The 22,510-nt window shown below is 73.3% G+C and carries 21 protein-coding genes; 4 read left to right on the top strand and 17 right to left on the bottom strand.

The window, feature by feature from the left end; genetic code table 11:
* Positions 1-48: 48 nt before the first annotated feature.
* Positions 49-2,781: a DNA gyrase subunit A gene (gene gyrA / locus ACLBYG_RS07535; protein ID WP_447681054.1), complete on the bottom strand. Its 2,733-nt coding sequence runs from the start codon at positions 2,779-2,781 to the stop codon at positions 49-51.
* A 213-nt stretch (positions 2,782-2,994) separates the two neighbouring features.
* Complete coding sequence (locus tag ACLBYG_RS07530) at positions 2,995-3,324, bottom strand: hypothetical protein (protein ID WP_056532391.1); 330 nt, start codon at positions 3,322-3,324, stop codon at positions 2,995-2,997.
* A gap of 272 nt (positions 3,325-3,596) precedes the next feature.
* Between ACLBYG_RS07530 and ACLBYG_RS07525 the strand changes: the two genes are divergently transcribed.
* Positions 3,597-4,454 carry a S49 family peptidase gene (locus ACLBYG_RS07525; protein ID WP_447681053.1) on the top strand — a complete coding sequence of 286 codons (858 nt, stop codon included), beginning with the start codon at positions 3,597-3,599 and terminating at the stop codon, positions 4,452-4,454.
* A gap of 4 nt (positions 4,455-4,458) precedes the next feature.
* Here the strand turns inward: ACLBYG_RS07525 and ACLBYG_RS07520 are convergent, their stop codons facing one another.
* Positions 4,459-6,177 (bottom strand): methyl-accepting chemotaxis protein, encoded by a 1,719-nt coding sequence (locus ACLBYG_RS07520; protein ID WP_447681052.1) that lies wholly within the window; start codon positions 6,175-6,177, stop codon positions 4,459-4,461.
* A 97-nt stretch (positions 6,178-6,274) separates the two neighbouring features.
* On the bottom strand, positions 6,275-7,144 hold the full coding sequence (locus tag ACLBYG_RS07515) for an NAD(P)-dependent oxidoreductase (protein WP_447681051.1): 870 nt from the start codon (positions 7,142-7,144) through the stop codon (positions 6,275-6,277).
* 108 nt (positions 7,145-7,252) lie between these two features.
* Here ACLBYG_RS07515 and ACLBYG_RS07510 point away from each other — a divergent pair, with 108 nt between their 5' ends.
* A complete protein-coding gene (locus ACLBYG_RS07510) occupies positions 7,253-8,275 on the top strand; it encodes a P1 family peptidase (RefSeq protein ID WP_447681050.1) in 1,023 nt (340 codons plus the stop codon).
* Between the two features lie 132 nt (positions 8,276-8,407).
* Positions 8,408-8,674, top strand: a complete 267-nt coding sequence (locus ACLBYG_RS07505) for a GCG_CRPN prefix-to-repeats domain-containing protein (RefSeq protein WP_165923109.1) — start codon at positions 8,408-8,410, stop codon at positions 8,672-8,674.
* A 66-nt stretch (positions 8,675-8,740) separates the two neighbouring features.
* Here ACLBYG_RS07505 and ACLBYG_RS07500 read toward each other — a convergent pair whose 3' ends face one another.
* From ACLBYG_RS07500 to ACLBYG_RS07455, 10 genes are all read right to left on the bottom strand, one after another.
* Entirely contained in the window at positions 8,741-9,355 is a 615-nt protein-coding gene (locus ACLBYG_RS07500; RefSeq protein ID WP_447681049.1) for an NIPSNAP family protein, read from the bottom strand.
* A gap of 107 nt (positions 9,356-9,462) precedes the next feature.
* Positions 9,463-9,744 carry a hypothetical protein gene (locus ACLBYG_RS07495; protein ID WP_447681048.1) on the bottom strand — a complete coding sequence of 94 codons (282 nt, stop codon included), beginning with the start codon at positions 9,742-9,744 and terminating at the stop codon, positions 9,463-9,465.
* Positions 9,741-12,131 (bottom strand): response regulator, encoded by a 2,391-nt coding sequence (locus tag ACLBYG_RS07490; protein WP_447681047.1) that lies wholly within the window; start codon positions 12,129-12,131, stop codon positions 9,741-9,743. Before ACLBYG_RS07490 ends, ACLBYG_RS07495 begins: the two co-directional genes overlap by 4 nt.
* Positions 12,132-12,183: 52 nt before the next feature.
* Entirely contained in the window at positions 12,184-13,080 is an 897-nt protein-coding gene (gene rarD / locus ACLBYG_RS07485) for an EamA family transporter RarD (protein WP_020095402.1), read from the bottom strand.
* Between the two features lie 146 nt (positions 13,081-13,226).
* Positions 13,227-13,829 carry a pyridoxamine 5'-phosphate oxidase family protein gene (locus tag ACLBYG_RS07480; protein ID WP_447681046.1) on the bottom strand — a complete coding sequence of 201 codons (603 nt, stop codon included), beginning with the start codon at positions 13,827-13,829 and terminating at the stop codon, positions 13,227-13,229.
* Entirely contained in the window at positions 13,826-14,158 is a 333-nt protein-coding gene (locus tag ACLBYG_RS07475) for a lipid-A-disaccharide synthase N-terminal domain-containing protein (protein ID WP_447681045.1), read from the bottom strand. Before ACLBYG_RS07475 ends, ACLBYG_RS07480 begins: the two co-directional genes overlap by 4 nt.
* On the bottom strand, positions 14,152-14,943 hold the full coding sequence (locus tag ACLBYG_RS07470) for a glycosyltransferase (RefSeq protein ID WP_020095405.1): 792 nt from the start codon (positions 14,941-14,943) through the stop codon (positions 14,152-14,154). Before ACLBYG_RS07470 ends, ACLBYG_RS07475 begins: the two co-directional genes overlap by 7 nt.
* A complete protein-coding gene (locus ACLBYG_RS07465) occupies positions 14,940-16,661 on the bottom strand; it encodes an ArnT family glycosyltransferase (RefSeq protein ID WP_447681263.1) in 1,722 nt (573 codons plus the stop codon). The genes ACLBYG_RS07470 and ACLBYG_RS07465 overlap by 4 nt, the downstream gene beginning before the upstream one ends.
* Positions 16,662-16,826: 165 nt before the next feature.
* Positions 16,827-18,017, bottom strand: a complete 1,191-nt coding sequence (metC, locus tag ACLBYG_RS07460) for a cystathionine beta-lyase (RefSeq protein ID WP_091977351.1) — start codon at positions 18,015-18,017, stop codon at positions 16,827-16,829.
* Between the two features lie 107 nt (positions 18,018-18,124).
* Positions 18,125-18,298: a ribosome modulation factor gene (locus ACLBYG_RS07455; RefSeq protein ID WP_012319140.1), complete on the bottom strand. Its 174-nt coding sequence runs from the start codon at positions 18,296-18,298 to the stop codon at positions 18,125-18,127.
* Positions 18,299-18,386: 88 nt separating this feature from the next.
* On the opposite strand from ACLBYG_RS07455, the gene ACLBYG_RS07450 reads away from it, so the two are divergent.
* On the top strand, positions 18,387-18,656 hold the full coding sequence (locus ACLBYG_RS07450; RefSeq protein WP_056532366.1) for a hypothetical protein: 270 nt from the start codon (positions 18,387-18,389) through the stop codon (positions 18,654-18,656).
* 100 nt (positions 18,657-18,756) lie between these two features.
* On the opposite strand, the gene ntrC is transcribed toward ACLBYG_RS07450, so the two are convergent.
* From ntrC to dusB, 3 genes are read right to left on the bottom strand one after another with little or no spacing between them, the layout of a single operon-like run.
* Positions 18,757-20,223, bottom strand: a complete 1,467-nt coding sequence (gene ntrC / locus ACLBYG_RS07445) for a nitrogen regulation protein NR(I) (protein WP_012319142.1) — start codon at positions 20,221-20,223, stop codon at positions 18,757-18,759.
* Positions 20,224-20,271: 48 nt separating this feature from the next.
* Entirely contained in the window at positions 20,272-21,414 is a 1,143-nt protein-coding gene (locus tag ACLBYG_RS07440; RefSeq protein ID WP_020095410.1) for a two-component system sensor histidine kinase NtrB, read from the bottom strand.
* Positions 21,411-22,445, bottom strand: a complete 1,035-nt coding sequence (dusB, locus tag ACLBYG_RS07435) for a tRNA dihydrouridine synthase DusB (protein WP_447681044.1) — start codon at positions 22,443-22,445, stop codon at positions 21,411-21,413. The genes ACLBYG_RS07440 and dusB overlap by 4 nt, the downstream gene beginning before the upstream one ends.
* Positions 22,446-22,510 lie beyond the last annotated feature (65 nt).

The following is a 22,510-nucleotide window of genomic DNA, read 5'->3' as shown; positions in this document are numbered from 1 at the left end:
GCGACCCGACCTAGAGCATTTTCGCGCCGGACGGAACCGGGCGGCGCCTCAGGCCTCCTCGCCGCCCTCGGGACCGGCCTCGGCGCCCTCGTCCTCGCCCTCGATGTGCTCCACCGAGACGACCTTCTCGTCCTTGGCGGTGTTGAACACCGTCACGCCCTGCGAGGCGCGGCCGACGATGCGGATGTCGTCCACCGGCACGCGGATCAGCTGGCCGCCGTCGGTGACCAGCATGATCTGGTCCGAGGCCTCGACCGGGAAGGACGCCACGAGGCTGCCGTTGCGGGCATTGACCCGCATCGCCGTGATGCCCTTCCCGCCGCGTCCCGAGGTCCGGTACTCGAACGACGAGGAGCGCTTGCCGAAGCCCCGCTCCGACAGGGTCAGCACGTACTGCTCGGCCGCGCCCATCTCGTTGTAGCGGTCGAGCGAGATCGCCGCCGCCTCGGCGCCGTCCTCGGGCTCCGCGTCGCCGTTCTCCTCGGCCTCGCCGGTCACGGCGCGGCGCATCTTCAGGTAGCCGGCCCGCTCCTCCGCGGTGGCGTCGAAGGCGTTCAGGATGGTCATCGAGATGACCTTGTCGTCCTTCCCGAGCAGGATGCCGCGCACGCCGGTCGAGTCGCGGCCCTTGAAGACGCGCACGTCCTCGACGGGGAAGCGGATGCACTGGCCGAGCGCCGTGGTCAGCAGGACGTTCTGGTCCGGACGGCAGATCTCGACGTGGACGATGTGGTCGCCCGGGTCGAGCTTCATGGCGATCTTGCCGTTGCGGTTCACCGTGGTGAAGTCCGACAGCTTGTTGCGCCGGACGTTGCCGCGCGCGGTCGCGAACATGACGTCGAGCGTTTCCCACGACGCCTCGTCCTCGGGCAGCGGCATGATCGTGGTGATGCGCTCGGAGGTGTCCTGCAACTGCAGGATATTCACCAGCGCCTTGCCGCGGGCGTTCGGGGCGGCCATCGGCAGCCGCCAGACCTTCTCCTTGTAGGCCTGGCCCTGGCTGGAGAAGAACAGCACCGGCGTGTGGGTGTTGGCCACGAACAGGCGGGTGACGAAATCCTCGTCGCGGGTCGCCATGCCGGAGCGGCCCTTGCCGCCGCGGCGCTGGGCCCGGTAGGTCGAGAGCGGCACGCGCTTCACGTAGCCGGCGTGCGACACGGTCACCACCATGTCCTCGCGGGCGATCAGGTCCTCGTCCTCGACGCTGCCGTCGAAGTCGACGATCTCGGTCCGGCGCGGGGTGGCGAACTGCTCGCGGACCTCGGCGAGCTCGCCCTTGACGATCCCCTGGATGCGGGCGCGCGAGCGCAGGATGTCGAGGTAGTCGGCGATCTCGTCGGCCAGGGTCTTCAGCTCGTCGCCGACCTCGTCGCGGCCGAGCGCCGTGAGGCGCTGCAGGCGCAGGTCGAGGATGGCGCGGGCCTGGGTCTCGGACAGGCGGTAGGTCCCGTCCTCGGCGACGCGGTGGCGCGGGTCGTCCACGAGCGCGATCAGCGGCGCGATGTCGTGGGCCGGCCAGTCGCGGGCCATCAGGGCCTCGCGGGCCGTGTTCGGGTCCGGCGAGGTCCGGATCAGGCGGATCACCTCGTCGATGTTGGCGACCGCGATCGCGAGGCCGCACAGGACGTGGGCGCGCTCGCGGGCCTTGCCGAGGAGGAACTTGGTCCGGCGGGAGACGACCTCCTCGCGGAAATCCACGAAGGCCTGGAGCAGGTCCTTCAGGTTCATCAGCTCGGGGCGGCCGCCGTTCAGCGCCACCATGTTGCAGCCGAAGGAGCTCTGCAGCGGCGTGAACCGGTAGAGCTGGTTCAGCACCACGTCGGCCATGGCGTCGCGCTTGATCTCGACGACGATGCGCATGCCCGTCCGGTCGGACTCGTCGCGCAGGTCCGAGATGCCCTCGACGCGCTTCTCCTTCACCAGCTCGGCGATCTTCTCGACCAGCGTCGCCTTGTTCACCTGATAGGGGATCTCGGTGAAGATCAGCGCCTCGCGCTCCTTGCGCAGCTCCTCGACATGCGACTTCGCGCGCATGATCACCGAGCCGCGACCCGTCGCGTAGGCCTGCCGCGTGCCGGCCCGGCCGAGGATCATGCCGCCGGTCGGGAAGTCCGGGCCGGGCACGATCTCGGTGAGCTGCTCGATGGTCAGGCCCGGATCGTCGATCAGCGCCACGCAGGCGTCGATCAGCTCGCCGAGATTGTGCGGCGGGATGTTGGTCGCCATGCCGACCGCGATGCCGCCCGCGCCGTTGACCAGCAGGTTCGGGAAGCGGGCCGGCAGGACGGTCGGCTCCTCGCGCGACTCGTCGTAGTTCGGTCCGAAATCGACGGTGTTCTTGTCGATATCGGTGAGCAGCGCGGTCGCGGGCTTGGCCAGCCGCGATTCGGTGTAGCGCATGGCGGCCGGCGGATCGCCGTCCACCGAGCCGAAATTGCCCTGCCCGTCGATGAGCATGAGGCGCATGGAGAAGTCCTGCGCCATCCGCACGAGGGCGTCGTAGATCGATTGGTCGCCGTGCGGGTGGTACAGACCGATCACGTCGCCGACGATGCGGGCCGACTTGACGTATTTCCGCTCGGGCAGGTGCCCGGATTCGAAGGCGGAGTAGAGGATGCGCCGGTGCACCGGCTTGAGACCGTCGCGGGCGTCGGGAAGCGCCCGGCTCACGATCACGCTCATCGCGTAATCGAGGTAGGAGCGGCGCATCTCGTCGGTGATGGAGACGGGGCGGATGTCGCTGGCGGGCGGGGCGGCGCCAGTCGGATCGTTCTCGGCCAAGTCGGTATCCGTTCTGAAGCCCGGACGGGCGGTGCTCACGGCCGTTCCCGGGTGGCGCGCGATGCGCCGGAACGGCCTCTCGGAAGAGCAGTGATATCAGACGGTTAAATAAGGTTTTCCGAGGCTGCCCGCAAGGTCGCAGCGCGGCTGCCGGCGCGCGTCCCGGCAGGGATGCGTCCCGGCCGGATCGGGCCGGGACGCGCAGGGCTGCGCTCAGTAGAACGTGACGTGCCGGTGGCCGTACGGACGGGCGTACGGGCGGCCATGCCAGACGTGGTGGCGGTGCCAGTGCCGGCGGAAATGGTGGTGCCGGTGCCAGTGATGGCGACGGTGCCAGTGGTGGCGGCGGTGGTGCCAGTGGCGGCGCCAGTGGTGGCGGCGGTGCCAGTGGCGGCGGTGGCGCCAGTGGGCCTGCTGCACCGCGGGGGCGGGCGCGGCGGCCTCGGCGCTCGCGGGGACCGGCAGGGGCGCCGCGCGCGCGGGCGCACTCGCCAGCCCGCCGAGCAGCGCGGCGAGGAGGACCAGGATCGGCCAGGGTCGCATCGTTTCTCTCCCGTGTGAGCGCCCGTCCGAGTCCAGCGGATCCGGGCCGGCACGAGGCTCGCGCCGTCGCCTGAAACGGCCAAGGTCGGCAAACGGTTCGATCCGTTCTGACTGCGCAGACGCGCCGCCCTCGCGCACCACCCTCGCGCACCACCCTCGCGCACCACCCTCGCGCACCACCCTTGCGCGGGGCCGGAAAGCGCCCAGTTTCCGCAAGAGGCGCTTCCGGGCCGTCCCCCGCCCGGTTTCCCGATGAGCCGCGTAAGACTCCCATGGCGTTCGCGTTCCCCGACACATTCCGCGCCCTCCTCCCGCGCCGCTTCCGGGACCGACGCCCGCGGGTCGCGGTGGTCCGGCTGTCGGGCACGATCGGGGCGGTCTCGCCGATCCGGCCGGGGCTCTCGATCGGGGGCGTCGCGGGCAGCCTGGAGCGCGCCTTCGGGATGCCGGGGGTGAAGGCGGTGGCGCTGGTGATCAACTCGCCCGGCGGCTCGCCGGCGCAGTCGCACCTGATCCACCGCCGCATCCGGGCGCTGGCCGAGGAGAAGGGCGTCCCGGTGATCGCCTTCGTGGAGGATGTCGCGGCCTCCGGCGGCTACATGATCGCCTGCGCGGCCGACGAGATCGTCGCCGACCCGACCTCGATCGTCGGCTCGATCGGCGTGGTTTCCGCCGGCTTCGGCTTCCACGGCCTCCTGGAGAAGCTCGGCGTCGAGCGCCGGGTGCACACGCAGGGCGAGGCGAAGTCGATGCTCGACCCGTTCCGCCCGGAGGATCCCGCCGACGTGGAGCGCCTGAAGCGCATCCAGGCCGACGTGCAGGACCTGTTCACCGGCCTCGTCACGGCCCGGCGCCCGGGCCTGTCGACGTCCGAGAACCTGTTCACCGGCGCGGTCTGGACCGGGCGGCAGGCGCTGCCCCTCGGCCTCGTCGACGCCCTGGGCGACGTGCGCACCGCGATGCGCGCGCGCTTCGGCGAGAAGGTCGACCTGCGCCTCGTCGCCGAGGCGCGCGGCGGCCTGCTCTCCCGCATCCTGCGCCGGGGCGGCGCGCCGGGCGGGATCGACCTGGCCGAGGGGGCGATGGCCGCGTTCGCGGAGCGCGCGGCCTTCGCCCGCTACGGGCTCTGAGGGCTCAGGCCGCGACCTGACCGAGGAAGCGCTCGATCTCGCCCTCGAGGTCGGCCGCGACCGCGTCGACGGTCTGAGCCGCCTCGGTGACCGTGGCGGCCATGCGGGCCGAGCGCCGCGCGGCGCCGGCGACCGTGGTCAGGCCGCCCGCGATGGCCTCGGTGGCGCCGGCCGTGTCGGCGACGTTGCGGGAGATCTCGGCGGTGGCCGCGCCCTGGGCCGAGACCGCCGACGCGATCCCACCCGTGGTGGCGCTGACCGCCCGCATCCGCTCGCCCATCCGGCCGATGGCCGCCACGGCCGCCGTCGTCGAGGCCTGCACGCCGGCGATCTGGCTGCCGATCTCCTCGGTCGCCCGCGCGGTCTGCGACGCCAGCGCCTTCACCTCCGCGGCCACCACGGCGAAGCCCTTGCCGGCGGCGCCGGCCCGGGCGGACTCGATCGTGGCGTTGAGCGCCAGCAGGTTGGTCTGCTCGGCGATCTGGCGGATCAGCCCGACCACCGCGCCGATGCGCCCTGCGGCCTCGGCGAGCTCGCCGATCTCGGCGTTCATGGCGTCCGACTCCGCGGCGGCCGTGGCCACCAGGGCCTCGGCCTGGTCGAGCTGGGTTCCGATCTCCGCGATGGAGGCGGAGAGCTCCTCGGCGGCGCTCGCGACGGTCTGGACGCTGGCGGAGGTCTCGTGCGAGCCGCGCTCGGTCTCGGCGACGGCGGCCTCCGCCTCGGCGGAGCTGGCCGCCATCTCGCCGGCCCGGGCGCGCATCGCGCCGGTGCTGGCGGTCAGCGCGTCCTTCAGGCGGACGATCTGGCCCCGGAACGCCTCGATGGCGCGGTCGAGCGCGGCCCGCCGCCGCGTCTCGTCGGCCGCGCCCGCGCTCTGCAGGCTCTCGAGTTCCCGGGTCCGCAGGCCGGAGACGCGCAGCACCTCGAGGGCGCGCGCCACCGTGCCGATCTCGTCGCCGCGCGCCGCGTGGGGGATCGCCGAGTCCAGGTCGCCGGCCGCGAGGGCCTCGATCCGCGCGGCGATCGCCGAGAAGGGCCGGAACAGCCGCGCCGCGGCCAGCCCCACGAGGGCGCAGGCCAGCACCGCGATGATCAGGGCGGCGACGCTGAGGCTCGTCATCGTCTGGGCGTGGGCGTCGAAGTACATCTCGATCGGCAGGCCGACGAACAGGATGCCGTTCACCTTGCCGGCGGCGTCGACCGTCGGCTGGTAGACCGTGTGGTAGCGCCGCCCGAACAGGGTCGCCGGCCCCTCGTAGGTCCGCCCGGCGCGGATCGCGGCCTGGGCAGGGCTGTCGGCGGCGAGCGCCGTGCCGACCGCGCGGGTCCCGTCCTCCCGGCGCACCGTGGTCTGGCGCCGCACGAAGCTGTCGGAGGCGGGCTCGTAGCTGAACACCGTCGCCAGGCCGCCCGAGTAGGCGACGGCGTCGTCCACGACGCGGGCATCGGCGAAGCCCGACAGGCTCGGCGTCGACACCCGGGCGACGCGCGCGCCGTCGAGATCCGCCGCCGCGCCCTCGACCCGCGCCGCCAGCACGAGCGCCAGAGTTCTCAGGTTGCGCTCGCCGTTGGTGCGCTGACGCGCCTCCATCTGCGACCAGGTCTGCCGCGAGACCGTGATCCAGATGGCGCCGGCGGTGAGTGTCACGGCGAGCATCGCCAGCAGGATGACTTTCGTAGACAGAGTCATCTTGCGCAGCGAATAGGAATGTGTGCGCATTTATTGGTATCCGTGCCTATAGCTGGCCGGACACTCTGTCGTGAGGTTGAAATGACGCGTTAAGGCTCGCCAGAAAAGCGAGACATCGTCGTCGATCTCAACCCTGCCCTGCGCGCCGGGCGGAGACGCGGGCGAGTGCCGCGAGATCCTTCTCGCCGTCGCCGTGGCTGATCGCCTCGATGAGACCGTCCCGCAGCACGCTCGCGAAGGGCATCGGCACCCCGGCGCCCTCGGCCGCCTGGAGGGCGAGCCGCACGTCCTTGGCCCCGAGCTTGAGGATGAAGCCCGGCGGCTCGTAGCGGTTCTGCGCGATCGAGGCGCCGTAGCCCTTGTAGACCGGTGAGGCGAACAGCGTGTTGGTCATCAGGTCGAGGAACTCGGCCCCCGGGACCCCGTGGCCCTCCGTCAGGGCGCAGGCCTCGGCCATGGCCTCGATCGCCGAGATCAGCATGAAGTTGCCGGCGAGCTTGACGGCGTTCGCCCGCGTCGGGTCGTCGCCGAAGCGCCAGGTCCTGGCGCCCATCGCGTCGAGGAGCGGGCCGGCGCGGTCGATGAGGGCTCCCTCTCCCGCCGCAACGATGTTGAGCTTCCCGGCCTCCGCCACGTCCGGCCGCCCGAAGACCGGGGCCGAGACGTAGGGGACGCCCGCCCGCGCGTGGACGGCGGCGAGCTGCTTCGCCAGGGCCACCGAGACCGTGCTCATCCCGATATGCAGGCCGGGGCGCTCCGGCCGGTCGAGGAGGCTGCCGGCCACGATCACGGCCTCGAGGGCCGCGTCGTCGGCCAGCATGGTGATCACGGCGTCCCCGGCGAAGGCCTCGGCGGCGCTCGCCACCGGGGTGACGCCGTCGATGCCGCGCGCGGCCTCCGGCGAGCGGTTCCAGGCGCGGACCGCGTGGCCGGCCCGCGCGAGATTGGCCGCCATGGCGCGACCCATCCGCCCCATTCCGATGAATCCGACGTCCATGCCGTGCTCCTCGACGCGCTGTGCCGTCTGAAAGCTGGGAAACCCCGGCCGACGGTCAACGGCCCCGGCCGGATTTGCGGTGATGACGCGGCGTGGCAAGCTCGGTCCATGCCGCAGAATCGCATCACCGACATTCCCGGCCTGCGGGTCGGCCACGCCACCGACCTGCGGCTCGCCAGCGGCGTCACCGCGATCGTGTTCGATGAGCCGGCCATCGCCGCGGTCGACGTGCGCGGCGGCGGGCCGGGCACCCGCGAGACCGACCTGCTCGACCCCGAGCGCACCGTGGAGCGGGTCGACGCCTTCGTGCTCTCCGGGGGCTCGGCCTTCGGCCTCGACGCGGGGGCGGGCGTGGCGGCGTGGCTCGCCGAGGCCGGGCGCGGCTTCCCGGTCGGCGCCATGCGGGTGCCGATCGTCCCCGGGGCGGTCCTGTTCGATCTCCCCAACGGCGGGGACAAGGCCTGGGGCCGCTATCCGCCCTATCGCGAGCTGGGCTTTCAGGCCGCCGCGGCCGCGGCGGAGGATTTCGCCCTGGGCTCGGTCGGGGCCGGGACAGGCGCGCGCACCGGGCGACTGAAGGGCGGGATCGGATCCGCCTCGGCGCAGGTGCCGGGAACGGGCTTCCGCGTCGGGGCGCTCGCGGCCGTGAACGCCTTCGGCAACGCGACGATCGGCGCCGGGCCGCATTTCTGGGCGGCGCCCTTCGAAGAGGGCGACGAGTTCGGTGGTCTCGGCGCGCCGGTCCGGGTGCCGCCGGAGGCCCTCGCCTTCCCGGCCCGGGCGCTGCCGGGCGCCGCCACGACGCTGGCCGTGGTGGCGACCGACGCGGCGCTGACCAAGGCGCAGTGCCGGCGCCTCGCGGTGGCCGCGCAGGACGGACTCGCCTGCGCGCTCGTGCCGGCGCACACGCCCCTCGACGGCGACCTAGTCTTCGCCGCGGCGACCGGCGCCATGCCCCTCGCCGAACCGGTGGTCGACCTCGCCCGCCTCGGCGACGTCGCCGCGCGCGTCCTGGCCCGGGCGGTGGCCCGCGGCGTGTTCTCGGCGACGAGTCTGCCCGGACACGCGCCGTCGCCGCCCCTGGCCGGCACGGGCCTTCCGCCGGCCTGGCGCGACGTGTTCGGCGCCTGATCGACGGCGCCGGCCCGCCCCGTCCCGGCGCGGAACGATGCCGCGGGCACGGGGTTACCGGCCGCGGCCGGAGGCCGTGACGCGGTCCGGATCGCCCGGGGCCGCGCCCAGTGCCCAGCGGGAGAGAACCTCATGAGAATGACCGGCCTGATCGTCGCCGCGTCCGTCGCCCTGTTCGCCGGCGGAGCCCAGGCGATGCCCGTGGCACCGCTGACCGGCGGCGACGCCGCCGTCACCCTCGTCCGCGGCGGCTGCGGGTTCGGCGCCCATCGCGGGGCCTACGGCGGCTGCCGCCTGAATCGCGGCCCGCGCGGTGCGATCCGCCGCGCCATCACCGGCGCTCCCCGCGGCTGCCCGCCCGGCCTCTATCGCGGCCCGCGGGGCGTCTGCCGCCGCTGAGTGACGGCGCTGGCGCCGCCCCCTGGGGTGGCGCCAGCGCGGGTTGCGGCTCTCGACGGATGGCTGTCAGCGCAGGGGCGAGCGCCCCTGGGGGAGCGCGATCGTCGCGGTCGCCTCGGCGATCTGGTCCGGGCCGCCCTTCGGCGGCCAGATTCCCGCCTCGTAGGCGCGGGCTCGCAGCGCGGCCCGCTCCTCCAGGCTGCGGAAACCCCAGATGTGCGTGATGCGCGGCGCGCCGTCGAGGGCGTACATGTTGACGACGAGGTGCTGCGTGTAGGCGCGTGCCGGCCCGATCGCGGCCTCCCAGGCCGCGAGGGTCGGCGGCAGGCCCCCCGGCTTCTGGCGATAGGTCCGGATCTCGTACACCCCGCCCCGGTCGCCCGTCCGGATCGGCGGCAGGAAGGGGAACGGGGCGTAGCTGTCCATCTCCAGCGCGGTGATCACGTGCCCGGCGTTGAACGGGTTGGCGCTGAGGAGGGCGCGCCGGCGCTCGGCGGTCATGTCCTCGGGCGCCGCGAAGCCGCGCAGCACGATCAGGCGCCCCAGCGTCCCGATCTCGCTGCGCCAGCAGCCGACCAGCTCGCCCTTGGCGTCGGGATCGTCCAGCCAGGCCTCGACGCCTGCCGAGACCTGACCCACCGCGAGCAGCGGGCACGAGAGGGTCGCGAGTTCGTACAGCATGGGCGCCTCGGCGACGTCGTCCCGTCGACGTCACGCCGTCAAAGCGGGAGAACGCCTTTCGTTGCCATCGGGACGCGCGGACCAGCCTCCGCGCCTCCGGCCGAGCCTCACAGCTCGGCGCGGGCATCCTCCAGCAGCTGCGCCAGCCCGCTGTCGACCTCCTCGGCGAGCATCCTCCGCTCGGCGTCGGTGAGGTCCTTGGCCCAGGCGCCGCTGCCGAACCCGTCCGTGCAGCGCGCCCGCTCCGAGGCGATGTAGGCCTCGGTCTCGACCGGCCGGGTCTTCATCGCGTGGACGAAGCCGAACCACGCCGCCCGCTCCACCACCGCGAGCCGCGCCCGCAGCCGGATGGCCACCGCCTTCTCCGGATCGATCCCGTCCGCGCTCATCGTGGTTCTCCCGCGTCCTTCTCGGCGAGCCGATCCAGCAAACCCTGGAGCTGCCCCGGCACCGGCTCGGTCGCCGAACGCGCGTAGAGGACGCGCAGTTGCCGGCCGATCTCCGCGAGGCTCATGGAGCCCTTGGCGATCACCCGGTCGGCCTGCCGGTTCAGGCTCTCCTTCTCGGCCGCCGTGACCTCCTTGGCGGTGAGCACCACCACGGGCACGTCGCCGTCGGGCCGCGACCGGAGGGCCCGCAGGAAGCCGAACCCGTCCATCTCGGGCATCATCAGGTCGAGCAGGATCAGGCTCGGCCGCGCCTGGCTGACCCGCTCCAGGGCGATCCGGCCGTTCTCCGCCTCGTCGACGGTCCAGCCCTCGCGGCCGAGCGACCGGCGCAGGCGCTCCCGGGCATCCGCGTCGTCGTCGACCACGAGGACCCGCGCCTCGTTCGGCGCCGCGGGCCGGTAGCGCTCCATCAGGCCCTTGAGCCGGTCCCAGTCGATCGGCTTGACGAAGTAGTCGGTGGCGCCGAGCGCCTGGCCGAGCCCCTGCTCGGCCACCACCGAGGTCATGATCACCGGCGTCCCGGCGAGGTCGGGGTCGTTGCGGACCGCGTGCAGGACCGCCCAGCCGTCCATGCGCGGCATCTCGACGTCGAGCAGGATCGCCCGCGGCTTCAGGGCCCGGGCGAGCGTCAGGCCGGCGCGGCCGTCGTTGGCGCTGCGGACGTGGAAGCCCTCCCGTTCCAGGAAGCGCTGGAGCAGCTCCCGGGCGGCCGGGTCGTCGTCGACCAGCAGCACCGTCTCGTGCTCCTCGTGCGGCTCCACCGGCGTGTGCGCCTCGGCCTCGGTCGGCGGCGCGTCCTCCGGGCGCAGGGTCGCGGGCAGGCGGATCGTGAAGGTCGCGCCCGCGCCCGGGGTGCTGTCGACGCCGATATCGCCGCCCATCGTCCGGCAGAACGCGCGGGTGATGGCGAGCCCGAGGCCCGTCCCGCCGAACTGCCGGGTGGTCGAATCGTCGGCCTGGACGAAGCGCTCGAACAGGCGGTCGATCTGGGCCTCGGTCAGGCCGATGCCGGTGTCGGCGACCGCGAAGGACAGCCAGTCGGCCCCCGCGTCCCGGTGCCGCCGCACCGTCAGGGTGATCGTCCCCCGCTCGGTGAACTTCGCGGCGTTGCCGATCAGGTTCAGCAGGCACTGGCGGATCTTGGTCTGGTCCTGGTGCATGGAGCCCAGGCCGGCCTCGCCCGCCGCGCCGGCGTCGAGGACGAAGCGGTTGCCCTTCTTCTCGACCAGGGATCCGGTGGAATCGGAGACGTCCCGGAGCAGGTCGGCCACCGTGAAGGTCTCGGCCGAGGCGGTCATGCGGCCGGCCTCGATCTTCGAGATGTCGAGGACGTCGTTGATCAGCGACAGCAGGTGACGGGCGGCCGCCTCGATCTTGCGCAGGTCCGGCAGGAGGGCGGCCTGGCCGATATCCTCCAGCTCCTCGCCGAGCATCTCGGAGTAGCCGATCACCGCCGAGAGCGGGGTGCGCAGCTCGTGGCTCATGTTGGCGATGAACTGGCTCTTCGCCCGGTTGGCCGCCTCGGCGGCCTGTCGGGCGCGCTCCACCGCCTCCTCGGCCTCCTTGCGCTCGGTGACGTCGACGCAGGTACCGACCCATTCCCGCAGGGAGCCGTCCTCGGCGAGGACCGGCACGCCGCGCACCTCCATGGCGCGCCAAGCCCCGTCGTGCCGGCGCAGCCTGTACTCGACCTCGTAGGTCGCGCGCGCCTCCACGCAGGCCGCCCAGGCATCGGCCGCGTGGCCCCGGTCGTCGGGATGGACGGCGTCCAGCCAGCCCCAGCCCTGGTAGGCCTCCTCGGTCTGGCCGGTATAGGTGCTCCACCGGACCTGCGGCGGCATCAGTTCGCCGGCCGCGTCCGTGTTCCAGATCACCGCCGCCGAGGCGTCCACCAGCGCCCGGAAGCGCTGCTCGGAATGGCGCAGGCGCTCCTCGACCGCGCGGCGGACGGTGATGTCGGTGTTGGTCCCGTACCAGCGCAGGATCCGCCCGGATCCGTCCCGGTGGGGCAGCGCCTTCGACAGGAACCAGCGGTAGCTCCCGTCGCGGCCGCGCAACGGGAACGTGTCTTCCCAGGACCGGCCCAGCGTGATCGCGGCGCGGTAGCGCTCGGTCACCGACGCGACGTGGTCCGGGTGGTGGACCGTGCGCCAGCCCCAGCCCCGCATCTCGTCGAGGGAGGTGCCTGTGTAGTCGTACCAGCGCTGATTGTACCAGACGATGGTGCCGTCGGCCTCGGCGATCCAGGCGAGCTGCGGCAGCGTCTCGGCGAGGTTGCGGTAATCGGCCTCCGTGACGGATCCTGGGCCGCTCTCAGTCTCGCTCATCGACCCGACGCTGTCCCGTCACCCGCCCCGCGGCGGCTCGAACCAGTATTCCTTATACACGCATCGCGTCCGGATCCGACCGCGGGGCCGCGGGGGCCGGCGGCCGGCGAAACCGCAGGGCGTCGATCGTGTAGAGCGCGAGCGCCACCCAGATCAGCGCGAGCATCAGCGCCCGATGCGGTTCGACGCGCTCGCCGTAGACGAGGACGCTCAGGACGAGCAGGCAGGTCGGCGCCACGTACTGCAGGAGGCCCAGGGTCGTGAGCCGCAGGCGCACCGCCGCCGCGGCGAACCAGATCAGCGGCAGCGCGGTGGTCAGCCCCGTCAGCATCAGCAGGGCACGGTCCCCCGGCGCGGCCGGCAGGAACGGCTCGGGCGACAGGACGAGCCAGACGATCGCCGCCGGCAGCAGCAGCAGGGTCTCGGCCAGGAAGCCGACCAGCGCGTCGACGCCGACGATCTTCCGGGCAAGCCCGTAGAGGGCGAAGCTCACCGCCAGCGACAGCGACATCAGGGGCAGTTCTCCGGCCCACACCACCGCGACGGCGACGCCCGTCGCGGCGATGCCGATCGCGACGGCCTGCGCCGGCCGCAGGCGCTCGCCCAGCACCACCCGGCCGAAGGCCACGCTCACCAGGGGATTGATGTAGTAGCCGAGGCTCGCGTCGAGCAGGTGACCCCCGCTGACGGCGTAGAGGTAGAGCAGCCAGTTCACGCCGATCATCGCCGCCGAGAGCACCAGCAGCGCGTGGCGCTTCCGGAGCGGCAGCGGCAGGTTGAGGCGGTGGCGGGCCGCGAGGATCAGCGCCAGCGCGCCGGCGAACACGCTCGACCAGACGATCCGCTCCGACAGGATGTGGTACGGCGTGTAGGCCCCGAGCATCCGGAAATGCACCGGGACCACGAGGCCCCAGCTCAGATAGGCGGCGAGCGCGTAGACGAGGCCCACGGAGTCCTCCCGGTCGACCCGGATGGGCGGCCGGGTCCGCGGGCTTTAGCCCGGACGGCCCGATCGCGACAGGCCGGGCGGTGCAGGGCTGCCATCCGGACCGGCGAGCCGACCCCGGGCGGCCCGGCTCGCGGACGGCGCTCCGGCTACGGCGCGATCCAGCCACCGGACCACCCGCCGGCCAGCCGATGCCAGGCGGCCCGGCGGTGTCCGCGGCGGTCGAGATAGAGGAAATCCAGCCGCTCGGCCCGAACCAGAACGGCGGCGAAGTGCGGCCGGCCGAGCGTCGCGGCCGCGGTCTCGTCCGGCAGGCTGTAGGCGTCCCCCGCCGGAAGCGACGTGCCGGGGCCGGGCTCGGCCCCGTAGCAGACCCGGCTCATCGCCCGGGACCCGGTCCAGGCCGCCTCGGCCAGAGCGTCGTCGGTGTGCAGCGCGGCGCGGCCCTCGACGCGGATCTGGATCTTCGCGGCCGCGTCGTAGGCGGCCAGGGCGCAGGCGGGGGCGGCCAGGATCTCGGCGGCCTTGTCGGAGCGGCGGTCGCAGTGGAACCGGAGCGTCCCCTCGGCCGGGTCGGCGGCGCGCAGGACCACGGTGCGCAGCCGCGGCCCGCCGTCGGCCCCGAGCGTCGCCAGGGTCGGCAGGTGGAAGCCGCCACGGCCATGGGCGGCCCCGTCCGCCAGCAGCCGCCAGAGTTCCGCGAAGGTGGCGTCGAGGTCGTCGTAGAAGGCGGGCAGCGGCGTCCGTGTCATGCGGCGCCCCGCTTCCTCCGCCGCTCGCGGAAGATCAGCGCGAGGTTGCGCAGGTAGATGCCGGTGGAGAGGCTCTGGCCGATGATGATCACCGGCTCGCGGCGCATGAACCCGTAGACCAGCGTCATCATCCCGCCGAGGATCGACAGGAACCAGAACGACAGCGGCATCACGCTCCGCCCGGCCCGCTCGCTGGCGATCCATTGCAGGATGAAGCGCGATCCGAACACCACCTGGGCGACGATTCCGAACACCAGCCAGAAGTCGAGCCGGGTGACGAACACGTCGTAGAAATAGGCCGGCAGATCGTGGGCGAGCTGGATCAGCATCCGACGTCCTGGTCCGCGGGTTGGCCGGCCGGCGGCTCCGCCGGCGCGCCGGCGGGGCCGGCGATCTCCTCGGGCCGCGGGTCCGCGCGCTTGCGCCGGATCAGCCACCAGACGCCGGCGAGATCCAGAAGCCCCACCCAGAGGCGGTCGAACAGGCCGTAATTGGACACGCCCGTCAGCCGCGGCCGGTCGACCACGTCGCGGTGGACGACGGAGAAGCCCTCGCGGGCGACCAGGGCCGGCATGAACCGGTGCAGGGCGTCGAAGTACGGCAGCCTGAGATACACGGCGCGGCGAAAGACCTTCAGGCCGCAGCCGGTGTCGCGGGTGGAATCGTTGAGGATCCGGCCGCGCACGCCGTTGGCGATCCGGGACTGGAGCATCTTGAAGCGGCCGTCCTTGCGGCCGCGCCGCTGGCCCTGGGCGAGACCGGCCCCCGGTCCCGCCGCCTCAAGGGCCTCGAGCAGCGCGGGGATGAAGGCCGGATCGTTCTGGCCATCGCCGTCGAGGGTCGCGACGATCCCGCCGCGGGCCGCCAGGACGCCGCTGCGCACCGCCGCCGACTGGCCGCCGCTCCGCGCGTGGCGCAGCACCCGCAGCCAGGGGCGCCCCGCCCGGGCCGCCGCCAGGGCCGCCGGCGTGCCGTCGGTGGAGCCGTCGTCCACGTAGATCAGTTCGAAGGCGAGGCCCGCGCAGGCGGCCTCGATCTCGGCCACCAGGGGCGCGATGTTGCCGGCCTCGTTCTTGACCGGCACGACGACGCTGAGATGGGGAGATCCGCTCACGGGGCCACCGCGTAGGCCGTCACGAAGACCCGGCGGCCGGTGTTGAGGTTGAAGCCCTCGACCTCCGCCAGGGGCGCGGGCGCACCGCGTCCCACCGGCCAGGCCGCGTTGAAATCGTCGCGGTCCCGGGACTCTACGAAGAGCAGGCGGCAGCCGCCGCCCTCGAGGAAGGACCGGGCGGCGGCGCCGTCGGGCGGCAGGGCGAGGCCGGTGCCGACGAGGAAGACGAGGCTCGGCTCGCGGTAGCCGAGGCTCGCCACGAGCGGGTTCGGGCAGGGCATCCGGTCGCGCAGGGCCGCGAGCCGCGGCGAGACCTTCAGGGCCGGCAGCGAGCGCTGCGCCACGCCGAGCACCGCGGGCCCGAGCAGGGCGGAGGCCAGCACGCCGAGGACGAGCGCGCGCTCGGCGGATCCCTGCGCGAAGGCGAGCCAGGCCAGGAATGCGACCGCGCAGGCGGCGGCGAGCAGCGGGAGGGCCGGCCACGGGATGGTGTGGGCGTCGAGGCGCCAGCCGGTGAGGCAGAGGCCGAGGGTCAGGGCGACCGGGATCGCCGGCAGCAGCAGGGCCGTCAGGCGGGCGCCCCGCAGGCGCGGGTCCAGCGCGCCCCGGTTCAGCGCCAGCACGGTCAGGATCGCGAGCCAGGGCATCAGCGGCAGCACGTAGTGGGGCAGCTTGGTGGGCACCGCCTCGAAGATCAGCCAGGCCGGCAGCACCGCGGCGATCAGGAAGATCACGGCGGGCTCCCGCCGCGCCCGCCACGCGAAGGGCAGGCTCATGGCGGCGAAGGCCGCCCCGGGCCAGAAGGTCGCGAAGAACACGAGCGCGTAGGCTCCGGGCGGTCCCCAGTGCCGCTCGGCCACCCCGCCGACCTTGCCGAGCATGTCGTGCCCGACCGCCTCGGCGTAGAAGGCGCCGCCGCTCTTCCAGGCGATCGCCGCGAACCAGGGAGCCACCAGCAGGAGCGTCAGGGCGAGGCCCGGCCCCGGCCGCAGGGGCAGCAGCCAGCGGCCGGACCGCGCGACGAGCGACAGGCCGAGCGCCGGCAGCGCGACGAAGAGCGGCACCATCGGCCCCTTCACCAGGATCCCGACCGCCATGCCGAGCCAGAACGCCGCGAAGGTCGGCCCCGAGACCGGCCTGCCGTCCCGCGGCGCCAGCCACGTGCGGGCGAGCGCGGCGAGGCTCGCGGTGGCGCAGGCGGCGAGCAGCGCGTCCGTCTTGGCGAGGTGGGCCTCGGCCGAGAGCATCAGGCAGGCGCCGTAGAGGGCGGCGGCGAGCAGCGCCGACCGTCGGGGCAGGAAGGCGAGCGCCCCCCAATAGGCGAGCAGGACCGAGGCGACGGCGCCGATCAGCGACGGGATGCGGTACAGGGCGATCTGGGTGCGGGCGCCGGGCACGCCCAGCGCCTCGCCGGCCGCCACGGCGGCGGCCTGCGCCCAGTAGATCCCCACCGGCTTCTTGTGCCGCGCCTCGCCCTGGAAGCGGATATCCACGAGGTCGCCGCTCTCCAGCATCTGCTTCGAGGCCTGGGCGAACCGGGGCTCGTCCCGGTCCATCGGCTGCAGCGAGATCTGGCCCGGCAGGAACAGGAGCAGGCACAGCGCCAGCAGAGCGGCGGCGGCCCTGCCGTGGGTGAGGCTCAGCGCGTCGAGCCCGCGGCCGATCCGGTCGACGGGGGCAAGGCGCGGCGCGCCGCCGGCGGAGAGGCTCGTGGTCATGCCGGGCCGGTCAATCAGGAACACGGCGCGAGGTCAAATACGGCGGTGCCGTCGCCGGTCGCGACGGCGCGCGCGCACATCACGATGCGCGGATGTGGCGCCGCTCCCGCCGCGGGTCCCGGCCCTGAGGTTCGCCGGTCCCCGCCTGTCGTGGACGGGACCGCCCTACGACGCCGCCCGGAGGCGCGCGAAGCCGGCGTCGAGGTCGGCCTTGAGATCGGCGGTGTCCTCGAGGCCGATGTGGAAGCGGAGCGCCGGTCCGCCGGGGGCCCACCGGGTCGCGGTCCGGTAGCCCGCGCAGTCGAACGGGATCACGAGGCTCTCGAAGCCGCCCCAGGAGAAGCCCATCCCGAAGAGCTGCAGCCCGTCGAGCATGGCCGCCACCGCGGCCTCGGGCACCGGCTTGAGGATCACCCCGAACAGACCCGAGGCGCCCGCGAAGTCTCGCTTCCAGATCGCGTGGCCCGGATCCTCCGGCAGGCCGGGATGGAGCACCCGCAGCACCTCGGGCCGCGCCTGGAACCACTGGGCCATCTCCAGCCCGGCGCGGCCGTGCTCGCGCAGCCGCAGATTCATCGTCCGCAGGCCGCGCAGCGCCAGGAAGATGTCCTCCGCGCCGGCGCACATGGCGAAATGGTCGAAGGTGCGGCGCACGGCCGGGTAGTACCGGGCATTCGCGGAGGTCAGGCCGATCAGCAGGTCCGAGCCGCCGCTCAGGTACTTGGTGCCGGCCTCGACCGCGATGTCGACGCCGCGCGCGTGCGGCGGGAACAGCAGCGGCGTCGCCCAGGTGTTGTCCATGATCACGCAGGCATCGTGGGCGTGCGCCACCTCGGCGATGGCCGGGATGTCCTGCATCTCGAAGCTCTGAGATCCGGGCGCCTCGACCAGCACGGCCCGGGTGTTCGGGCGCATCAGCGCCGCGATGCCGGCCCCGATGACCGGGTCGTAGTAAGTCACGTCGACGCCGTAGCGCGCCAGCACGCCGTCGCAGAACTGGCGGGTCGGCCGGTAGGCGGAATCGGTGACGAGGAGGTGGTCGCCCGCCGACACCGCGGCCATCAGCGCGACGGTGAGCGCCGCGAGGCCCGAGGGCGTCACGACGGTGCCGGCGGCGCCGGCGAGTTCCGTCCAGGCCCCCGTCAGCGCGTCCATGGTGGGCGTCGCCGAGGTGCCGTAATTGTAGCGCCCGCGCCGGTTCTTGATCGCGTCGTAGGTCGGGTAGAGGACCGTAGAGCCGCGGTAGATCGGCGTGTTCACGAAGCCGTGCTGCTCGCCCGGGTCGCGGCCCGCGTGGACGAGGCGCGTCGCGGGCGCGAAGGTCTGCGTGGCGTCGGGCGAGGGCTTCAGGGACATCGAGGCTCGGAGATCGCGTTGCGGTGCACCGCACGAAGCGCGCCGCGCCCGGCGAGGTCAAGCCGGACGCGCGGGCTCGCAGTGTCGGGCCGCCGCGTTTTCCGCCGTCACGGCTTCTCGGGCGGATCCGAGACCACGGCCTCCTCGTAGGCCTCCATCCACGCGGCGCGCTCCTGGGAGCCCTCCGGATAGGGGCATTCGCTCACGGGCTTCCCGTAGAGGCGCGCGTTGCGGCCCTGGATGAACGGGCTGTCGCTCGCGGTGGCCTGGACGTTGGTCAATATCGCCTCCCGAAGACTTGGAGTGGGGCTTCGTTAACGGCCGCGCCGTAAATCTGTTGCCGTCTCAAGTCGCGTCCCGGGTGGTCGCTTGCGTATCCTGCGTTCCCTCCTCGGCGCCGTCCTCGTCCTCGTCTCGACGGCGACCGTCGCCCTCGTCAGCGCCGACCGGCTCGCCCATCTGGCGCCGGCGCCGGTGGTCCGTGCCGCCCAGGCCGAGCCGTCGGCGACGGGGTCGATCCCGCTTCCGGCGAAGGCCGCACCGGCGCCGAAGCCGGCCGTGCCCAGCATCCCCAACGGGTTCGACACGGAGCGGCTGCACGCGCTGATGCGCGGCGACCCGATCCTGCCGGGCCGCTGAGAGCGGGCCGGAGCGCGCTCATCCCACCCTCCGCGTGATCCCGGGGCGCGCCGCGCGCACCTCGGGACCTGGGATTTGTTGGGATCGGCCTGGGATCGCCCTACCGCGCCGTCCGGAAGACCTGCAGGTCGAGGTCGCGGACCTTCTTGCGCAGGGTGTTGCGGTTGACGCCGAGCAGCTCCGCGGCCCGGATCTGGTTGCCGCGGGTGGCGGCGAGCGCCGCGCCGATCAGCGGGCCTTCGATCTCCCGCAGGATCCGGTGATACAGCCCGGGGGGCGGCAGCGTGTCGCGATAGCCGGAGAAGTAGTCCGAGAGGTGGCGCTCCACCGCGCTGGACAGGGTCTCCGACTCGCCGTTGGCCTTGCGGGCGGCGCCGTTGGCGGCCGGCGCCGCGGGTGTCGCCAGCGGCAGCGTGTCGAGCTCGGCCTCGATCACCGGGCCGGTGATCGTCTCCTGCGGGTAGAGGGCGGCGAGCCGCCGGACGAGGTTCTCGAGCTCGCGGACGTTGCCGGGCCAGCGGTAGCGCTTCAGCCGCTCCATGGCGTCGCCGTCGAGGGTCTTCCGGGTCAGGCCCTCGCGCTCGACCAGCACGAAGAAGTGGCGGACGAGGTCCGGCACGTCCTCGGAGCGCTCGCGCAGGGCCGGAAGCCGCAGCGGCACGACGTTGAGGCGGAAGAACAGGTCCTCGCGGAAGATGCCCTGCTGGATCGAGACTCGCAGGTCCTTGTTGGTGGCCGCGATGATCCGGACGTTGGTGCGGATCGGGACGCGCCCGCCCACCGTCGTGTACTCGCCCTGCTGGAGCACGCGCAGCAGCCGGGTCTGCGCCTCCATGGGCATGTCGCCGATCTCGTCGAGGAACAGCGTGCCGCCCTCGGCCTGCTCGAACCGGCCGGCGGAGCGCTGGAGCGCCCCCGTGAACGCGCCCTTCTCGTGGCCGAACAACTCGGACTCGATCAGGTCGCGCGGGATCGCCGCCATGTTGACCGGCACGAACGGGCCGGTGCGGCGGCGGCCGTAATCGTGCAGCGCGCGGGCGACCAGCTCCTTGCCGGTGCCCGACTCGCCGGTGATCATCACGGTGAGGTCGGTCGGCATCAGCCGGGCGAGCGCCCGGTAGATCTCCTGCATGGCCGGCGAGCGGCCGACCAGCGGGATGTCCTCGTTCTCGGGGGGCGCCCCGGCCGGCGCCGCGCCGCGGGGGCGCGAGAGCGCCCGGCCCACGATGGCGATCAGCTCCTTCAGGTCGAAGGGCTTGGGCAGGTACTCGTAGGCGCCCCGCTCCGAGGCGCGGATCGCCGTCATGAAGGTGTTCTGCGCGCTCATCACGATGATCGGCAGCTCCGGCCGCACCCGCTTGATGCGCGGCAGCAGGTCGAACACGTTCTCGTCGGGCATGACCACGTCGGTGATGACGAGGTCGCCCTCCCCCTGCGCGACCCAGCGCCAGAGAGTGGCGCAGTTGCCCGTCGAGCGGACCTCGTAGCCCGCCCGGGACAGCGCTTGGTTCAGCACGGTGCGGATGGCGGCGTCGTCGTCGGCGACGATGATGTGGCCGTTCGGCATGACTCTCTACTCAGACCTCCGACGGGGGGCCGGATTCGGGGATCGACATCACGGATCGACCGCCGATTCGCGCCCGTCCCGGGCACTCGACATCGGCAGAAGGATGCGGAACGCCGTGCGGCGCGGGGCGGGATCGCACTCGACGATCCCGCCGTGATCGCCGACGATCTTGGCCACCAAAGCAAGACCCAGGCCGGAGCCCTGCGCCTTGGTGGTGACGAACGGGTCGAACAGGTCGGGCAGCAGGTCGGCCGAGATGCCCGGGCCGTTGTCGCGCACCGCCACCTCGATCGGCAGGCTGACCCGCTCGCGGGAGCCCGGAACCTGCAGGCGTAGGCCGGTGCGGAAGGCGGTCGACAGGGTGATCTCGCCCTCGACCGCGTCCGGGCCGATCGCCTCGGCGGCGTTCTTCACGAGGTTCAGGATCACCTGGATCAGCTGGTCGCGGTTGCCGAGCACCGGCGGCAGCGACGGGTCGTAGGTCTCGATGAACCGGATGTGCCGCGCGAAGCCCGACTGCGCCGAGCGCTTCACCTGGTCGAGCACCCCGTGGACGTTGACGGCGCCGCGATCCGAGGGGCGCTCGTCGCCGAACAGCTCCATCCTCTCGACGATGCGGACGATCCGGTCGGACTCGTCGCAGATCAGGCGGGTGAGGAGCCGGTCCTCCTCGGCGCCGGTGCTCTCGAGGAGCTGCGCCGCGCCGCGGATGCCGGCGAGCGGGTTCTTGATCTCGTGGGCCAGCATCGCGCCGAGCGCCACCATCGAGCGCGCCGCGCCGCGATGGGTGAGCTGGCGGTTCATCTTGTCGGCGATGGTGCGCTCCTGGAGCATCATCACCACGGCCTCGCCGTCGTCGCCGAGCGGCGTCGCGAACACGTCGACGCTGCGCTCCAGGCCGAGGCGCGGCTGGGTCAGCTCCACCCGGTACTCGCTGACGCTGGCGCGGCGCCGTCGGACCTCGGCCACCAGGGCGATGATCGGCGAGGCGAACGGGATGATGTCGCGCAGCCGCCGGCGCTGCATCAGCCGCGCCGAGTAGTCGAAGAACGCCTCCGCGGCGTGGTTGCAGTGGAGGATCTGCTCGTCGGCGCCGATGGTCAGGACCGGCAGCGGCAGCGCGTTCAGGACGGCCTCGGCGGCCGTGTCGCGCCGGGTGCCGGGCTCGCGCGGGAGGGGCTCGTCGCTCACGCGGCCTCCTGCACGCGGTTCGCCGCACCCGCGAAGGCCCGGGCCAGCAGGTTGAGCGCGATCTCCGGGTCGGTGGTGGTGAGGAGGGTCGCGCGTTCCGCGGGACCCAGCGCGCCGCCGGTCTCGGCATAGGCGGCGAGGTGCTTGCGGGCGTGGCGCACGCCCATGTCGCGGCCGTAAAGCGACAGCAGCCCCGCGTAATGCTCGGCGGCCAGGACGGCCTGCGCGGCCCGGGACGGTTCCGCGGCCGGCCGGCCCGCGAGCGCCGCGGCGACTTGGCCGACCAGCCAGGGGCGGCCGGTCGCCGCACGGCCGATCATGACGCCCGCGGCGCCGGAGGCGTCCAGGCAGGCGCGGGCGCTGGCGAGGTCGGTCACGTCGCCGTTGGCGATCACCGGGATCGACACCGCCGCGACGACGGCCCCGATCGCCGACCAGTCGGCGCTGCCTTTGTAGAATTGCTGCCGGGTGCGCCCGTGGACCGTCACGGCGTTCAGGCCCAGCCGCTCGGCCCGGGCGGCGAGATCCGCGGCGTTGCGGCTCGCGTCGTCCCAGCCGAGGCGCATCTTCACCGTCACCGGGACCGACACCGCGCCCCGGACCGCGGCGAGCAGGCGCTCGGCGTGGTCGAGGTCGCGCATCAGGGCCGAGCCCGAGGCGATCCCCGTCACGATCTTGGCCGGGCAGCCCATGTTCACGTCGATCACGTCGGCGCCCCCGGCCTCCGCGATCCGGGCGGCCTCCGCCATCGGGCCCGCCTCGCAGCCCGCGAGCTGGACCACGTGCAGGTCGACCCCGGAGCCCTCGGCGCGCATCGCGGCCTCGCCGGACCCGCGCGCGAGTTCCCGGGCCGCCACCATCTCGGAGACGACCGCGTCGGCGCCGCAGCGGCGGGCGATGCGGCGCATGTGCAGGTCGGTGACGCCCGAGAGCGGCGCGAGCAGGCAGAGCGGGGCGGGATCGGTCCCGTTTGCCCCCTCCGCGGTCGCTCCCGCACGGCGCAGCGCGCTCAAATATTGGTCAGTCGTCATTCTGCACAACAATGAGGCAAAGCCGGTCCGCTGGCAAGCGGGACCGCGCGTTGATTTCGGGCCCT

It is taken from the genome of Methylobacterium sp. D53M (assembly GCF_053345625.1).
This window is presented reverse-complemented; position numbering and strand designations above follow the sequence as displayed.

Excerpts from the sequence above, each read along its gene's own strand:
- ACLBYG_RS07530 (WP_056532391.1), bottom strand. The coding sequence starts at position 3,324 with ATGCGACCCTGGCCGATCCTGGTCCTCCTCGCCGCGCTGCTCGGCGGG.
- ACLBYG_RS07525 (WP_447681053.1), top strand. The coding sequence starts at position 3,597 with ATGGCGTTCGCGTTCCCCGACACATTCCGCGCCCTCCTCCCGCGCCGC.
- ACLBYG_RS07520 (WP_447681052.1), bottom strand. The coding sequence starts at position 6,177 with ATGCGCACACATTCCTATTCGCTGCGCAAGATGACTCTGTCTACGAAA.
- ACLBYG_RS07515 (WP_447681051.1), bottom strand. The coding sequence starts at position 7,144 with ATGGACGTCGGATTCATCGGAATGGGGCGGATGGGTCGCGCCATGGCG.
- ACLBYG_RS07510 (WP_447681050.1), top strand. The coding sequence starts at position 7,253 with ATGCCGCAGAATCGCATCACCGACATTCCCGGCCTGCGGGTCGGCCAC.
- ACLBYG_RS07505 (WP_165923109.1), top strand. The coding sequence starts at position 8,408 with ATGAGAATGACCGGCCTGATCGTCGCCGCGTCCGTCGCCCTGTTCGCC.
- ACLBYG_RS07500 (WP_447681049.1), bottom strand. The coding sequence starts at position 9,355 with ATGCTGTACGAACTCGCGACCCTCTCGTGCCCGCTGCTCGCGGTGGGT.
- ACLBYG_RS07495 (WP_447681048.1), bottom strand. The coding sequence starts at position 9,744 with ATGAGCGCGGACGGGATCGATCCGGAGAAGGCGGTGGCCATCCGGCTG.
- ACLBYG_RS07490 (WP_447681047.1), bottom strand. The coding sequence starts at position 12,131 with ATGAGCGAGACTGAGAGCGGCCCAGGATCCGTCACGGAGGCCGATTAC.
- ACLBYG_RS07480 (WP_447681046.1), bottom strand. The coding sequence starts at position 13,829 with ATGACACGGACGCCGCTGCCCGCCTTCTACGACGACCTCGACGCCACC.
- ACLBYG_RS07475 (WP_447681045.1), bottom strand. The coding sequence starts at position 14,158 with ATGCTGATCCAGCTCGCCCACGATCTGCCGGCCTATTTCTACGACGTG.
- ACLBYG_RS07465 (WP_447681263.1), bottom strand. The coding sequence starts at position 16,661 with ATGACCACGAGCCTCTCCGCCGGCGGCGCGCCGCGCCTTGCCCCCGTC.
- metC (WP_091977351.1), bottom strand. The coding sequence starts at position 18,017 with ATGTCCCTGAAGCCCTCGCCCGACGCCACGCAGACCTTCGCGCCCGCG.
- ntrC (WP_012319142.1), bottom strand. The coding sequence starts at position 20,223 with ATGCCGAACGGCCACATCATCGTCGCCGACGACGACGCCGCCATCCGC.
- dusB (WP_447681044.1), bottom strand. The coding sequence starts at position 22,445 with ATGACGACTGACCAATATTTGAGCGCGCTGCGCCGTGCGGGAGCGACC.